The sequence below is a fragment of the Micromonospora sp. DT44 genome (assembly GCF_049841635.1).
Taxonomy (GTDB): Bacteria; Actinomycetota; Actinomycetes; order Mycobacteriales; family Micromonosporaceae; genus Micromonospora.
In genome coordinates, this window is the sequence record NZ_JBNCKS010000001.1 from 17,046 (window position 1) to 31,530 (window position 14,485).

A 14,485-nucleotide genomic window follows, 5' to 3' on the forward strand; every position below is an offset into this window, starting at 1 on the left:
TGACCACGCCGGCCGCGTGCGACAAAGCCGCCGGCGCATGACCACGCCGGCCGGCGCGCGACCACGCCGGCCGGCGCGCGACCACGCCGCCGGCGCGTGACCAAGCCGCCGGCCCGGTCAGCGCCGCGCGGCCCGGCGCTCCTGCTGGGCGGCGGCGAGGATGAGGTAGCTGCTGGCCGTCCAGGTGTACGCGCGGTCGCGCAGCCCCGCGCCGGTCTCGGCGTCGAAGTTCTCCGCGAAACCCGATTTCTCGCAGAGCGCGAGGAAGCGCTGGCTGATGTCGTCGGCGATCGCGGTGTGCCCGGCCCGCCGCAGGCCGTCCTCGACCAGCACGGTGGAGGGCGCCCAGATCGGGCCCCGCCAGTAGCCGTCGGCGAGGTAGTGGGTCGAGTCCGTCGGCTCGGTCGCCAGTCCGTGGGTGGTGAGGTGGGCCTCGATGCCCCGGGCCAGCGCGTCGGCGATCGGGGTGGGCAGGTCGGCGCCGAGCGCGACCGGCATCAGGTCGAGCAGGCTACGACTGGTCCGCCGCTGCCCGGTGTGCGGGCTGCGGGCGGCGAAACGCTCACCGTCCCACAGCTCCCGGAGCATCGCCGTACGGATCCGGTCGGCCTCCCGGGACCACCGGTCGGCCTCTTCGCCCAGCTCGGCGGCGAGGTCGGCCAGGCATTCCAACTGCGAGACGAGGAACGCGGCCAGATCGGCGGTCTGGAGGACCCGGTGGTCGTCGAACGTGGTGGCGTTGTCCCAGCCGCTGTCGTTGCCGTGCTGGTAGTGCGGCAGGTCCGCACCGGGTGCGCGGCGCGCGTCCAGCCAGAACCCGGTCCACCGGGCCAGCCGGTCGTACGTCTGCGCGAGCGCCGCCCGGTCCGGTGGGTGGGGGAGACGTCGGCGCAGGTGCCGCAGCGCCCAGCCGTGGATGGGTGGTTTGACGTAGTTGTGCAGGACCTCGGAGTGGGTGACCGAGTCGGGGAGGGCGCCCGCGGCGTCCTGGTGGTCGAAGGGCAGGTGGAACTGGTGCCAGGCCAGCTCCGGCTCGCCGGCGGCCAGGGCGATCGCGTTGAAGCAGTGGTCCCAGCTCCACACCTTGTCCATCCAGTGCTTGGACATCAGGACGGCGGGCCGGGTGACGAAGCCCGCCGGGTCGACGGTGGCGGACCACAGTACGTACGCGGCCAGTTCGGCGGCCGGGGTGTCCTCGCCGCGCCACGGCGCGACCGCGTCGACGAACGCGGCGAAGTCGGCGCTCCGGTCGTGGCACACCTGGTCGAAGGTGACGGCCGTGGCGTAGGGCTGGCGCGCGGTGGCGTACTCCTCGATGGCGATCTCCCAGGGCTCGTCACCGGCGAGGTCCAGGGACCGGTCGGCGGTGCCGAGCGCCTCGACGCCCTCGGCGCGGCGCAGCGCGCCGGCCAGGACGGTGACCCGGTAGCGACGTCCGGTCTCGTACGAGGTGAACACGTGCGAGCCGTCGACCGGGTCGCGGTAGAGGTAGCTGCCGCTGAACGGGGTGAGCGTGTCCGCCGCCGCGGCGATCCGCAGGCCGAGCTGCCGGCCCCGGATCCGCAGGGTGTCCGGTCCGTCGAAGACGGCCTCGACCCGACCGGGACCGGCACGCCAGGTCAGCAGCGCCGGCGTGGCGACGACGGTGGCGTCCGGGGCGCCGGGGCAGAGGCGTAGCACCGGGTGCAGCCCGGTCTGGTGCGACACCAGGTGCAGGTCTTCGGCGTACGTCTTCTCGGCGACCACGGGGGAGATGTTGAGCCAGGATCCCCGATAGCTGAACGGGATGTCCTGGATGGCGAACTCCGGACCGGACGGGGCGACAGTCATGGGTGGCGGCTGCCTTTCTGTGGTGCGGGTGGTCAATCCTTGACGGCGCCGGCGGTCACGCCCATCGAGACGTACCGCTGAGCCAGGATCAGCAGCACGGCTGCGGGGACGGAGGCGACCACAGCGGTGGCCATGATGGCGTTCCACTGCTGGTTGTTGTTGCCGATGTAGTGGTAGATGCCGAGGGTGATCGGTTGGTGGTCGCCGCCACCGGCGAGGGTCGAGGCGAAGATGAAGTCCGACCAGGACCACAGGAACGCGAACAGCGACACCGTGACGATCGAGTTGCGGCTGACCGGCAGCACGATCGACCAGAAGGTGCGCAGCTGTCCCGCGCCGTCGACCACGGCGGCCTGGAGCAGCTCGTCGGGGATGCCCGACATGAAGGCGGTGAAGATCAGTACGGCGAACGGCACCGCGAGTGTGGTGTCGGCCAGGATCAGGCCGGGCAGCGTGTTCAGGACGCCGAGGGTGAGGTAGATGGCGTAGAAGCCCATCGCCATGATGATCCCGGGGATCATCTGTGCGATCAGCAGCAGGAAGCTCAGCACCGGGCCGCCGGGTGGGCGCAGCTTCGCGAGCGCGTACCCGGCGGGGGCGGCGAGCGCCACCGTCAGCGCCACCGTCCCGAGGCCGACCACGAAGCTGGTGCCGAGGTAGGGGAGCTGCTGGTCGAGGACGGCCCGGTAGCCGTCCAGCGTGCCGTTCGTGGGGAACAGGTGCGGCGGACTGGCCCGCATGTCCTGGTCCCGGGTGAACGAAACGTTGATCATCCAGTAGACGGGGAAGAGCATCAGCCCGGTGAGCGCCAGGCCGACGAGGGTCTTCCACCAGACTCGACGCGGTGACGTGGTCATCGTAGGTGCTGCCTCCGTTGGAACCGGATGTAGACGAGCCCGGCGACCAGCGCCAGCACGATGAGCAGGTTGCCGACGGCCGCGCCCGGCCCGAATTCGGGCAGGAGGTTGCCGAAGCCGAGACGGTAGGACCAGGTGGCGAGCGTGGCCGAGGAGCCGCTGGGGCCGCCCCTGGTCATGATCCAGATAATGTCGAAGACCTTCAGCGTGTAGATCAGCCCGAGCAGCAGCGTGATCGCGGAGACCGGGCGCAGCAGCGGGAACGTGATCGACCAGAACCGTTGCCAGCCGGTCGCGCCGTCGAGCGCGGACGCCTCGTACACCTCGACCGGGATCGCCTGAAGGCCGCTGTAGAGCACGACCAGGTTGAAGGGGATCCCGATCCAGATGTTGGCGATGATCACCGAGGTGAGCGACCAGGTCGGCGACGTGAGCCAGTTGACCGGGTCGATCCCCACCACGCCGAGCGCGGCGTTGACCAGGCCCGAGTCGCTGTTGAGCAGCCACGACCAGGTCGAGGCGGACACGATCAGCGGCAGCAGCCACGGTACGAGGATCAACGCTCGCAGGGTGCCCGACAGCGGGAAGTGCTGGCGGAAGAAGAGCGCCAGGGCCATGCCGATGCCGAACTGGAAGACGAGCGACGCGCCGGTGAACACCAGGGTGTGCGTCAACGTCGGCCAGAACGCCGGATCGGTCAGGACGGTGCGGTAGTTGTCCAGGCCGGCGAAGGGCGCGCCACCCTGCACGAAGGACCGGACCGTGTACTCGCGCAGGCTCAGCTCGACGTTGCGGTAGAGCGGGTAGGCGTAGAAGGCCAGCAGGTAGATGACCGTCGGCGCCAGGAAGCCCCAGGCCAGCCAGCGGCCGGTTCGACGGGTACGAGGCGCGGTGGGCCCGGGTGGGGCGGCGTCGGCCGCCCCACCGTGGTCCCGCGTGGTGGTGGAGTTCTGCGTCGTGGGGGTCATGTCGTCGATTCGGCGCGCTTACTTGCTCGTGGCCGTGGCCTGGGCGGCGGTCAGGGCCTCCTGCGGCGACTTCCCACCACTCAGAGCCGCCTGCACGGCGCTCCACAGGGGCTCGGAGATCTTCGGGTACTTCGTGCCGAGGTTGTCGCCGGTGCGACCCTTGGCCGCCCGGACCGCCTCGACCCAGACCTTGAGCTTGGGGTTCTCGGTGGCCTGCCGGTCCTGCACGGCGGCCACCGGCGCGACGTAGGAGAGCGTGGTGTCGGTGGTCAGGAGGTTGTCGGCGCTGGTCAGGCAGGTGACGAGCTTCTGCGACGTCGCGTACCGGCCGGTCTTGCTCTGCACCGGGATGGAGACGAACTCACCACCGGTCGGCGCCGGGGCCGGCCCACCCGCGCTGGCCGGAATCGCGATCGTGCCGTACGAGAAGCCCAGCTTCTCGGCGTTCGCGAGCTGCCAGGTGCCGTTCTCGGCGAACGCGAAGTCGCCGGTGGCGAACTCCTGCCAGCTCGTGGTCTGGGTGTTGTTGATGACGGAGTTCGGGGCCAGCCCCTGCTTCAGCCAGTCGGTCCACAGCGTCAGCGCGGAGACCGCCTGCGGCGAGTCCAGGCTGGTCAACTGCGCGCCCGAGCCCCAGAACCAGGGCAGGAACTGGAAGCTGCCCTCCTCGGTGCCGATCGCGGAGAAGGTGATGCCCTTCTTGCCCTTGGCCTTGACCTTCGTGAGCGCCGTGGTCAGCGACGTCCAGTCGGTGACCGAGGCCGGGTCGACGCCAGCGGCGGTCAGCAGGTCCTTGTTGTAGTAGAGCGCGAGCGTGTTGGCGCCGATCGGCACGCCGTACGTCTTGCCCGCGCTCTGGCCGGCGCCGAGCAGGTTCTTCTCCATGCTCGAGATGTCCAGCTTGTTCTCCTCGGTCGTCGTGAGCGCGCCGGCCTCGGCCAGGGTCGAGATGACCGGGTTGTCGACGATCAGCACGTCCGGCGAGTTGCCCTGCTGGGCCGCGAGCAGCGCCTTGTTGGTCAGGTCGGTGGTGTCGTAGCCGGTCCGCTCGACCGTCACGCCCGCCGAGGTTCCGCACTTCTTGAGCAGGGCGACCCAGTCGGAGTCGTCGGCGAACTGGGGGTACGGGTCCCAGACGAGGTAGGCGCCGCCGCCACCGTCGTCGTTGCCGGAGCCTCCGGACGACGACGAGCAGGCGCTGGTCGTCACGGCGGCGAGTGCTATCACGGCCACGGCGGCCAGTCGCCGCCGTCGGTTGAGTCGTGTCATGTGCTGCCTCACTTCAACTCGATCGTGTGGTGGGGTCGTGGGTTGACCGTCGCGGGCCGGACTGGGTCCGACCATGAGGCGAACCGATTCGACGAACCGGTTCGCACGAAGATAGGACCGTCCGTGTTCGGTGGTCAAGAGTCGGCCGGCAGTCCTCCTGGGGGCGCCGGGAAACACCGGCTTTACCGGGCCGTCACTTCATTGACATGAGTGAGTCTCCGACCTACGATCCGAGCGAATCGATTCGCAAAGCGCAGCCCTCCGGAGAGCGTCCCCCGCGCCCCACCAAGGAGCCGCCCGTGAACACCCCGTCCCGCAGCAGGCCCGGCCGAGCACGCGCGCTCGTCGCCCGACTCGCCGTCGGCCTGCTCGCCGCCACCACGGTCATCACCGTCGCCGCGTCCCCCGCCCAGGCCGCCGACGAGTCGATAAGCGTGAACTTCTCCACGACCACCGGCACGCCGACCTACCGTGCGTCCGGCTGGATCTACGGCATGACCGAGAACGCCAGCGGCCCACCCGACCACTTCTACCGCGACGTCAACTTCCGCTACATGCGGGCCGGCGGCGCGCAACTGCCCGGCAGTGGCTGGGTCGGCGGAAACTACGACCGCCGCTGGAACGCCACCCTCGCCCAGGCGCGCCGGACCGTCGCCCTCGGCGGGCAGTTCATCCTGCTGCCCCACGACCTGTGGGGCGCCGACGGCGCCGGCATCTCGCGCTTTCCCGGCGACAACGGCAACTGGACGGACTACGACAACTTCCTGAACCGCGTCATCGGCGACGTCCGGGCGTCCGGGCTGAGCGTGCAGTGGGACATCTGGAACGAACCCAACATCACCATCTTCTGGAACCGGCCGATCTCCCAGTACCTCGAACTCTGGCGACGCACGTACCAGCGGCTCCGCGTGGAGTTCCCCAACCAGCTCATCGTCGGGCCGAGCTGCGCCTGCGTGCCGTCAACCTCGCACGCGTTCTGGAACCAGTACCTCGACTTCGTCCGCTCGACGAACACCGTTCCGGACATCATCAGCTGGCACTCCCTGCCGGGTGACCCGGTCGCCAACGTCGCGGCCGCCAACGCCACCCTCGATCCGCGCGGCATCCCGCACCCCCGCCCGTACCAGATCAACGAGTACGGGGCGTCCAACGAGCAGAACCCGGCCGACGGCGCCTGGTACATCTCGCGTCTGGAACGGGCCGGGGCGGACGGTCTGCGCGCGAACTGGGCCAGCGCCGGCAACCTGCACAACGATCTCGGCAACCTGTTGGTCCGCAACTCGGCCGGTCAGCACCAGCCCAAGGGAGAGTGGTGGGTCTACCGCTACTACGCCTCCCAGGCCGGGGAGATCGTGGCGGTGACCGGCAGTCAGTCCTACGACGCGTACGCCACGAAGGCGAGCGGGGTGGCGAAGGTCCTGGTCGGCGGTGGTCGTACGACCGGAAACCTGGCCGTCAACCTGCAACGTCTCGACACGACGAGCGGCGTGGTGCAGAACAACCAGGTACGGGTGCTCACGCAGCGCACTCCGTACAACAACGGTGGCGCGGTGCAGGGGCCCGTCACGGTCTCGAACACCGTCGTCAACCTGTCAAACAACAACGCCACGGTGAACCTGCCGTACGGCAACCAGAACGACACGTACACGGTGACCCTGCTGCCGCCCTCCGAGGCGGGCTTCCAGTCGGTGGCGGTGGCCCAGCACTCCCAGCAGTGCCTGGACAACACCAACCTGAGCACCGCCGACGGCAACGCGCAGCAGCAGTTCTACTGCGAGGGCGGTGACCAGCAGCTCTGGAACTTCCGGCCGGTCGCCGGCGTGGCCAACACGTACACGGTGGTCAACCAGCAGAGCGGCAAGTGTCTCGACGTCAGCGGCGCTTCCACCGCCAACTCCGCCGCAGTGATCCAGCGGACCTGCTCGAACGCGACGAACCAGCAGTTCGCCCTCCGGAAGGTGACCTACTCCGGCAACGATGCGCACGACTACCAACTCGTGGCCCGGCACAGCGGCAAGTGCGTCGACGTCAACGGGGTCTCCACGGCGGCCCGCGCGTCGGTCATCCAGTGGCCCTGCAACGCGGTCGGCCAGGGCAGTCCGCTGAACCAGACCTGGCGTATCTGGGGTCGGTAGGCGACGCGCGTGAACCCCGGCGGTGGCCGCCGGCACGGGTGGCCACCGCCGGATTCCCGCCGACCGGGCTTTCATTGACACTGATCAAAATCCGCTCCTACGATCGCTACGAATCGATTCGCCCGCCCCGCCACCACCCTGCGGCGCGTCGGCACACCCCGTGCGCTGCCACGACTCTCCAGGAGCCATCCTGTGCGTACCCCGTCCCCCACCGGGCCCGGCCTGGCCCGCGATCCCATCCCGAGACGTCGCCCCGGGCGCCTGGCCATGTTGGCCGGCGCGTTGGCCGGCGCCCTTGTCCTCGTCACCGTCGGCGCCACGGCCGGTGCCTCGTCGTCAGCCGCGGAGGCCGCGGCGATGGCGGCGGCCATCGCGCCCGGACAGAGCACCACCATCGTGGGCGCGGCCTCGGGCCGGTGCCTGGAGGTCCCCAACTCCGGCACCGCCAACGGCACGCAGACCCAGTTGTGGGACTGTAACGGCGCGGCCGGCCAGACCTGGACCTGGACGTCGAGCAAACAGCTCTCGGTGTACGGCAACAAGTGCCTGGACGCCTCCGGCCGCGGCACCACCAACGGCACCCAGGCGATCATCTGGGACTGCAACGGGCAGAACAACCAGCAGTGGAACGTGAACAGCAACGGCACCATCACCGGAGTGCAGTCGGGGCTGTGCCTCGACGCCAACGGTGCCGGCACCGCGAACGGCACGAAGATCATTCTTTGGGCCTGCAATGGTGGCGCCAACCAGCAGTGGGCCTCGCCGAGCACGCCGCCGACCAGCGTCCCGCCGACCACCGCCCCGCCGACCAGCCCGCCGCCGGGCGGCGCGCGCCCGTGTGACATCTACGCCTCGGGCGGCACCCCGTGCGTGGCGGCCCACAGCACCACGCGGGCCCTCTACGGAACGTACGCCGGCAACCTCTATCAGGTCCGGCGCTCGTCGGACAACACGACCCGCAACATCGGACTGACCGGTACGGGTGGCACCGCCAACGCGGCGACGCAGGACTCGTTCTGTGCGGGCACGACGTGCGTGATCACGGTGGTCTTCGACCAGTCCGGGCGCGGCAACGACCTCTGGTACCAGGGGTCGAGCGTGGTTCCGGGCTCGCCGCAGAGCAGGCCGGCCACCGCCACCACGGAGTCTCTGACGGTGGGCGGCGCCAAGGCGTACTCGCTCTACATCAACCCGGGCAACAGCTACTGGCGGGACGGGCACCTGACTGGCGTGCCGACCGGCGCCGCGCCCGAGGGCATGTACATGGTGACCAGTGGCACCCACGTCAACAGCGGCTGCTGCTTCGACTACGGCAACAGCGAGACGACGCGCAAGGCCGACGCCGCCGGTGCGATGGACGCCATCAACTTCGGCAAGCAGTGCTGGTTCGGTGGCTGCTCCGGTACGGGCCCGTGGGTCCAGGCCGACCTGGAGTGGGGCCTGTTCCCGGGCGGCAGCAGCTCGTGGAACCCGAACCAGCGGGCGTTCACCAGCAAGTTCGTCACGGCGACGCTGAAGAACAACGGCACGTCCCGCTTCGCCATGAAGGGCAGCGACGCCCAGTCGGGCAGCCTGTACACGCTGTGGGACGGCTCGCTGCCGTCCGGCTACAGCCCGATGAAGAAGCAGGGCGCGATCATCCTGGGCAGCGGCGGCGACTGCTGCAAGCCCGACGGCGGCGCGAACCTCAGCGCCGGCACGTTCTACGAGGGCGCGATGGTTGCGGGCTACCCGTCCGACGCGACCGAGAACGCGGTCCAGTCCAACGTGGTGAGCGCCGGCTACCGCTGACGACGATCAGGACGTCGAGTCCCCCGCCGGCCGCACGGCCGGCGGGGGTCCGACCTCGCTCAGCGCGATTCGTACGATTTCCGGCAGGTCGCGGCCCGGGTGGTCGATCCAGTGCTGCATGGCGACGCGCAGGGCGGCCAGGAAGGTCGCGGTCAGCAGGCGGGCGCGCAGCGCCACATCGGGGCCGGTGAGGCGATGCGCGAGCTCGGCCGCCAACTCGCGCTCGATCGCGGTGTACGCCGCGACCTGGTGCGCGGCCAGGCCCGGGTGCCCGCGTAACTGCCGGCGTCGGGTCAGCCAGTCGTGGTCGCGGTCGCGCGACGACTCCGCGGTGAGGTTCTCGGCCGCCCGGCCCAGCACGGTCCACGGCGGCTCGCCGCCCGGCCGCTCACGCACCAACTGCAACAGGCGGCGCAGGCGCACGGTATCGCCGTAGAAGAGCGCCTCCTCCTTGTTCGAGAAGTAGTTCGAGAACGTCCGCCGGGAGACGTTGGCGGCGTCGGCGATCGCCTCGACGGTCACGCTGTCGGGGCCCTGCTCGGCCGCGAGGCGCAGGGCTGACTCGTGCAGGGCCAGGCGGGTGGCCGCCTTCTTGCGCTCCCGCAGGCCGGTGATCTCGTCCATCGTCGTCAGCGTACGTCGAGTGAGCGGCTTCTCAATGGGCAAACTTGCCGACTGGGCAAGATCGGTAGATGCTTGCGTGAGGCAACCAACTTAGGCGCGCGGATGTCCGTACCCCAGGCCGCCGCGTACGCCTGGTTGCCGTCCTGGAACCCACGACAAGCGGGAGGTCGCGCGATGAGCGCACCCACCACCACGCCCGGCGCCGAGCCGATGAGCCATCGGCAGACCCTCGAGGCGCTCAGCGGCCTGCTGCTGGTGCTCTTCGTCGCGATGTTGAGCAGCACGGTCGTCTCGACCGCGCTTCCGAAGATCATCGGTGCGTTGAACGGCTCCCAGACCCAGTACACCTGGGTGGTCACCGCGACCCTGCTCACGGCGACGGCCACCACCCCGATCTGGGGCAAGCTCGCCGACCTGTTCAACAAGAAGCTCCTCATCCAGGTCGCCATCGTGGTGTTCCTGTTGGGCTCCGTCATCGCCGGCTTCTCGCAGAGCGCCGGCCAGCTCATCGCGGCCCGCGCGTTCCAGGGCATCGGCGTCGGCGGCCTGCAGGCTCTCGTCCAGGTGGCGATCGCCGCCATGATCCCGCCGCGCGAGCGGGGCCGCTACAACGGCTACCTCGGCGGCGTCATGGCGGTGGCGACCGTCGGTGGCCCGCTGCTCGGCGGCCTCATCGTCGACACATCCTGGCTCGGCTGGCGCTGGTGCTTCTTCGTGGGCGTTCCGGTCGCCGTCGTCGCGCTGATCCTGCTCCAGGTGACCCTGCACCTGCCGACCTTCCGGCGGGACAACGTCAAGATCGATTACCTGGGCGCGAGCCTGATCGCCGCCGGCGTGAGCCTGCTGCTGATCTGGATCTCCTTCGTCGACAGCTCGTTCGCCTGGGTCTCGTGGCAGAGCGCGGCCATGGTGGCCGGCTCGCTCCTCCTGCTCGCCCTCGCGGTCTGGGTCGAGTCGCGGGCGGCCGAGCCGGTCGTCCCGCTCGCCATCGTGCGCGAGCACACCACCGCCCTGGCCATCCTGGGCAGCCTCGCGGTCGGCATGGCCATGTTCGGCGGCGCGGTCTTCCTCGGCCAGTACTTCCAGATCGGCCGGGGCTACAGCCCGACGGAGGCCGGCCTCCTCACCATCCCGTTGATGGCCGGAGTCCTCGGCTCCTCGATCGTCGCCGGCCGGCTGATCACCCGGACCGGGCGGATCAAGCCGTACATCGTCACCGGATCGATCACCCTGGTCGTCGGATTCGGCCTGCTCGGCATCATCGACCACGAGACGTCCCTGGTGCTCGTCGGCGTCGGCATGTTCATCGTCGGCACCGGCGTCGGCATGACCATGCAGAACCTCGTCCTGGCCGTCCAGAACACGGTGGCCCTCAAGGACATCGGCGCGGCCAGCGCCAGCGTCGCGTTCTTCCGGTCGCTCGGCGGCGCCGTCGGCGTCTCGGTGCTCGGCGCCGTGCTGGCCCACCGGGTCACCGACCAGATCACGCGCGACCTGGCCGCCGCCGGGATCCCCACCTCCGGCAGCGGTGGCGACAGCAACCTCAACATCACCGCGCTGCCCGAGGGGGTTCAGCACATCGTCCGGGCCGCGTACGGCGACGCCACCGGCCACATCTTCCTCATCTCCGCGGCCATCGGGGTGGTCGGCGTCATCGCCGCGCTCCTGCTCCGGCCGGTCACCCTGCGGACCAGCCTCGACCTGCCGGACGCCGCCACGTCGACGGCGGTGGCCGCCGACGCGGTCGACGGAGCGCCCGCGTTCGACCAGGTCGCCGTCGATTCCACGGCGAAGGGGGCGCCCGAGCGGCGCTGACCTCTCCAGAACACACAACCAGGGGCCGCCACCGTCACGAACGGTGGCGGCCCCTGGTTGAGAGAGACTGAATCGAGACGCCTGTGGGAATCGCCGAGCTGACGGCGTCAAGGTCTGTCACGCCCGGCCGGCGGGCCGCTGCGGCGCGCCGGGCCGTGCGGGAGCTGCTGCTGGTCGCCACGCTGTTCCTCCTCTACAAGGGGGCGCGGATGGTGGTGGCCGGCCGGGTGTCCACCGCGCTGGCCAACGGCGAGTCGGTCTGGCATCTGGAGCGGCTGCTGCGCCTGCCCGACGAGGCCGTCGTCCAGCACCCCGTGCTCTCGCACACCCTGCTGGCGCACCTGGCCAACGGCTACTACGCGTACGTGCACTTCCCGGCCACGGCCCTCACCCTGGTCTGGCTCTACCTGCGGCACCCGGCGCGCTACCTGCACACCCGCCGTACGCTCGCCGTGCTCACCGCGGCGGCCCTGGCAGTGCACGTCGTGGTCCCACTGGCGCCGCCCCGGCTGACCGCGCTGACGGCCATGCTGGACACCGGCAGCCGGTACGGGCCCTCCGTCTACGGGCCGCCCGACACCGACGCGCTCAGCAACCAGTACGCGGCCATGCCGTCCCTGCATGTCGGGTGGGCGCTGGCCGTCGCCGTCGCGCTCGTCGCGGTGACCCGTGGACGCCTACGGTGGCTGTGGCTGGCCCACCCGCTCGTCACCATGCTCGTCGTCGTGGCGACCGGCAACCACTACTGGCTCGACGGTGTGCTGGCGGCGGCGATGCTCGGCGTCGTCCACCTGGCGCTGCCGGCGTCGGCTCCCCCTGCCGACGCCGAGCCCGACATCAGCCCACCGGCACGCCGTACTCCCGCTCGGTGAACAGGTCGACGTCCCGCGGACCCAGCTTGGCGACCCGGCGGGCGTGCAGGGCGAGCTGCCGACGTGCCTCGCCGAGGCGGCGGCTCGCGGTCGTCATGTCGTCGGACGCCTCGAACGGCTCCCTCCCGCTGGCCTGCAACGCGGCGGCCAGCACCGCGTTGTACGAGGTCATCAGCCCGTTGGCGAGCGCGATTCCGTCCTGGTCCCCGCGCGTCCAGATCTCCGACCACGCGGCCTCCACGGTGACCATGTCCCGGGCCAGCCAGTCGTGCAGCCCCATCGGCCCCAGCGGCTTGTGCCCGCCGAGCAGGTCGTTGCCCGCCTCGGGCAGACCCGACCGCCAGTACCGGGTCTGCCGCAACGCCTCGACCTTGTGGGCGAGGCGTAGCGCGCCGGACAGGACCAGGACGTACGCCCGCTGAAGCTCGGCCCGCTCGCGTTGGCGTCGCTTGACCCGGCTGTGCGTCCACACGACGAGGAGCGAGGCGCAGGCGGTGATCGCGGAGCCGAGCAGAGCGGCCAGGGTTGAGTTCACGCCGACATGATGCCTGCCGCCGATTGGTGTCGCCGCGCGGGCTCGGACCCGGTCCGGTTCTCCCCGTGCGGGCGTCGTCGGCGTCATCCGTTACCGCTTGACGAACGGCATGTTATCGCTCACAGTCGATGTCGAGGCGGCCGCACCCACGGCTCACCGGGCGAGCCATCCGCTTCGGGCCCCCACCATCCGGACGTCCCCTCCGGGCAAGCGGACGTCGCCATCAGGCCCTGTCACCAGCCGCCGGCGACGCGCGGCAGATGTCGCGTGCCCCCGTGGACGTCCCCCGACGATCGGGCCGGACGTCCTTCCCGCGCGGCGCCGCCACCCCCGCCGCCACCGACCCAGAAGGATCCGCCCATGAGAACAAGGTTCGCACTGCTGGCCGCCGCGTTGGCGACCGCTCTGGCGACGATGACGGCCGTGGTCACGGTCGCCACCCCGGCGTCGGCCGCGACTCTCACCCAGGTGACCAACTTCGGCACCAACCCGACGAACCTGCAGATGCACCTGTACGTGCCGGACCGGGTCGCGGCACGTCCGGCTCTGCTGCTCGCCCTGCACTACTGCACCGGCAGCGGCCCGGCCGTGCACACTGGTTTCGGGCTCAGCTCGCTGGCCGACCGCTACGGCTACATCGTGATCTACCCGTCCGTGACCCGGAGCAGCAAGTGCTGGGACGTCTCCTCCCCGCAGGCCCTGCGCCGCGACGGCGGCAGCGACCCGGTCGGCCTCAAATCCATGATCGACTACGTCCGGAGCCGCTACCCGGTCGACCCGGACCGCATCGGTGTCGCCGGCTTCTCCTCGGGCGCCATGATGACCAACGTCATGACCGCCCTCTACCCGGACGTGTTCAACGCCGGAGTCAGCTCGTCCGGCGTTCCGTTCGGCTGCTTCGCCACCACGAACGGCGCCGAGTGGAACAGCGAGTGCTCCGGCGGCCGGATCGTCAAGACCCCGCAGCAGTGGGGTGACCTGGTGCGCAACGCGTACCCCGGCTACACCGGCAAACGTCCCCGTTTCCAGATCTGGCACGGCACCACGGACACCACGTTGAGCTACGTCAACTTCGGCGAGCAGATCAAGCAGTGGACAAACGTGCAGGGCGTGTCCCAGACCCCCAGCTACACCGACTACCCGCAGGCCAGCGCCACCAGGACGCGTTACGGCGGCACCGGCGGCACCGCGCCGGTCGAGGCGATCAGCTTCCAGGGGTACGGCCACTCCATCCCGTTCGACGCCGCGCAGGCCATCCGCTTCCTCGGCTTCGACACCACCGGCGGCACGACGCCTCCGACGACGCCGCCTCCGACGACGCCGCCCCCGGGCGGCACGACCGGGGCGTTGCGCAACTCCGCCGCCGGCCGCTGCCTGGACGTCCCGGCGCAGTCGCGCACGGCACCCAGGTCGCGTTGTGGGACTGCAACGGCGGCGCGAACCAGCAGTGGGCCTCGACGGCGGGCCGGCAACTCCAGGTGTACGGGACGAAGTGCCTGGACGCCGAGGGCGCCGCGACGACGTCGGGCACCCGGGTGATCATCTGGGACTGCACCGGAGGCGCGAACCAGCAGTGGAACCTCAACACGGACGGCTCCGTCACCGGTGTGCAGTCCGGACTGTGCCTCGCGCCGAACGCCGGTGGAACCGCCAACAGCACCCAGGTGGTGCTCGCGACCTGCAACGGCGGCAACGGTCAGAAGTGGACGCGCGGTTGAGGCGTACCCGATGGTGGTGAGCCGCAACGCGGCCTGAACCACCGGTGTGGCCCGGCCCGGGACATCCCCGG

The 14,485-nt window shown here is 70.4% G+C and carries 11 protein-coding genes and 1 pseudogene; 6 read left to right on the forward strand and 6 right to left on the reverse strand.

The window, feature by feature from the left end:
• Nucleotides 1-117: 117 nt before the first annotated feature.
• The 4 genes from ACLQ25_RS00085 to ACLQ25_RS00100 are packed head-to-tail and all read right to left on the reverse strand — an operon-like array spanning nt 118 to nt 4,924.
• On the reverse strand, nt 118-1,830 hold the full coding sequence (locus ACLQ25_RS00085) for an amylo-alpha-1,6-glucosidase (protein ID WP_425727883.1): 1,713 nt from the start codon (nt 1,828-1,830) through the stop codon (nt 118-120).
• A gap of 32 nt (nt 1,831-1,862) precedes the next feature.
• Nucleotides 1,863-2,687, reverse strand: a complete 825-nt coding sequence (locus ACLQ25_RS00090) for a carbohydrate ABC transporter permease (protein WP_357171492.1) — start codon at nt 2,685-2,687, stop codon at nt 1,863-1,865.
• Complete coding sequence (locus ACLQ25_RS00095; protein WP_425727885.1) at nt 2,684-3,655, reverse strand: carbohydrate ABC transporter permease; 972 nt, start codon at nt 3,653-3,655, stop codon at nt 2,684-2,686. Before ACLQ25_RS00095 ends, ACLQ25_RS00090 begins: the two co-directional genes overlap by 4 nt.
• A gap of 18 nt (nt 3,656-3,673) precedes the next feature.
• On the reverse strand, nt 3,674-4,924 hold the full coding sequence (locus ACLQ25_RS00100) for a sugar ABC transporter substrate-binding protein (RefSeq protein ID WP_425727887.1): 1,251 nt from the start codon (nt 4,922-4,924) through the stop codon (nt 3,674-3,676).
• A 299-nt stretch (nt 4,925-5,223) separates the two neighbouring features.
• On the opposite strand from ACLQ25_RS00100, the gene ACLQ25_RS00105 reads away from it, so the two are divergent.
• A complete protein-coding gene (locus tag ACLQ25_RS00105) occupies nt 5,224-7,059 on the forward strand; it encodes an RICIN domain-containing protein (RefSeq protein WP_425727889.1) in 1,836 nt (611 codons plus the stop codon).
• Nucleotides 7,060-7,251: 192 nt separating this feature from the next.
• Entirely contained in the window at nt 7,252-8,850 is a 1,599-nt protein-coding gene (locus ACLQ25_RS00110; RefSeq protein ID WP_425727891.1) for an arabinofuranosidase catalytic domain-containing protein, read from the forward strand.
• A gap of 6 nt (nt 8,851-8,856) precedes the next feature.
• Here the strand turns inward: ACLQ25_RS00110 and ACLQ25_RS00115 are convergent, their stop codons facing one another.
• Nucleotides 8,857-9,474 (reverse strand): TetR/AcrR family transcriptional regulator, encoded by a 618-nt coding sequence (locus ACLQ25_RS00115; protein WP_425727893.1) that lies wholly within the window; start codon nt 9,472-9,474, stop codon nt 8,857-8,859.
• Between the two features lie 174 nt (nt 9,475-9,648).
• Here ACLQ25_RS00115 and ACLQ25_RS00120 point away from each other — a divergent pair, with 174 nt between their 5' ends.
• Together ACLQ25_RS00120 and ACLQ25_RS00125 are read left to right on the forward strand one after the other, a co-directional pair.
• Nucleotides 9,649-11,289, forward strand: coding sequence for an MDR family MFS transporter (locus ACLQ25_RS00120; protein WP_425727895.1), 1,641 nt, complete (start codon nt 9,649-9,651; stop codon nt 11,287-11,289).
• A gap of 83 nt (nt 11,290-11,372) precedes the next feature.
• A complete protein-coding gene (locus ACLQ25_RS00125) occupies nt 11,373-12,161 on the forward strand; it encodes a phosphatase PAP2 family protein (protein ID WP_425727897.1) in 789 nt (262 codons plus the stop codon).
• Here the strand turns inward: ACLQ25_RS00125 and ACLQ25_RS00130 are convergent.
• Entirely contained in the window at nt 12,127-12,696 is a 570-nt protein-coding gene (locus tag ACLQ25_RS00130; protein WP_425727899.1) for a hypothetical protein, read from the reverse strand. The genes ACLQ25_RS00125 and ACLQ25_RS00130 overlap by 35 nt on opposite strands.
• A gap of 360 nt (nt 12,697-13,056) precedes the next feature.
• On the opposite strand from ACLQ25_RS00130, the gene ACLQ25_RS00135 reads away from it, so the two are divergent.
• Both ACLQ25_RS00135 and ACLQ25_RS00140 read left to right on the forward strand, forming a co-directional pair.
• The gene (locus ACLQ25_RS00135; RefSeq protein ID WP_425727901.1) at nt 13,057-14,235 is read left to right on the forward strand and encodes an extracellular catalytic domain type 1 short-chain-length polyhydroxyalkanoate depolymerase; all 1,179 of its coding nucleotides are present in this window, start codon (nt 13,057-13,059) and stop codon (nt 14,233-14,235) included.
• A pseudogene (locus ACLQ25_RS00140) lies at nt 14,136-14,414 on the forward strand (ricin-type beta-trefoil lectin domain protein); the annotation flags it as partial. The gene ACLQ25_RS00135 and the pseudogene ACLQ25_RS00140, both read left to right, overlap by 100 nt.
• Between the last annotated feature and the right edge of the window lie 71 nt (nt 14,415-14,485).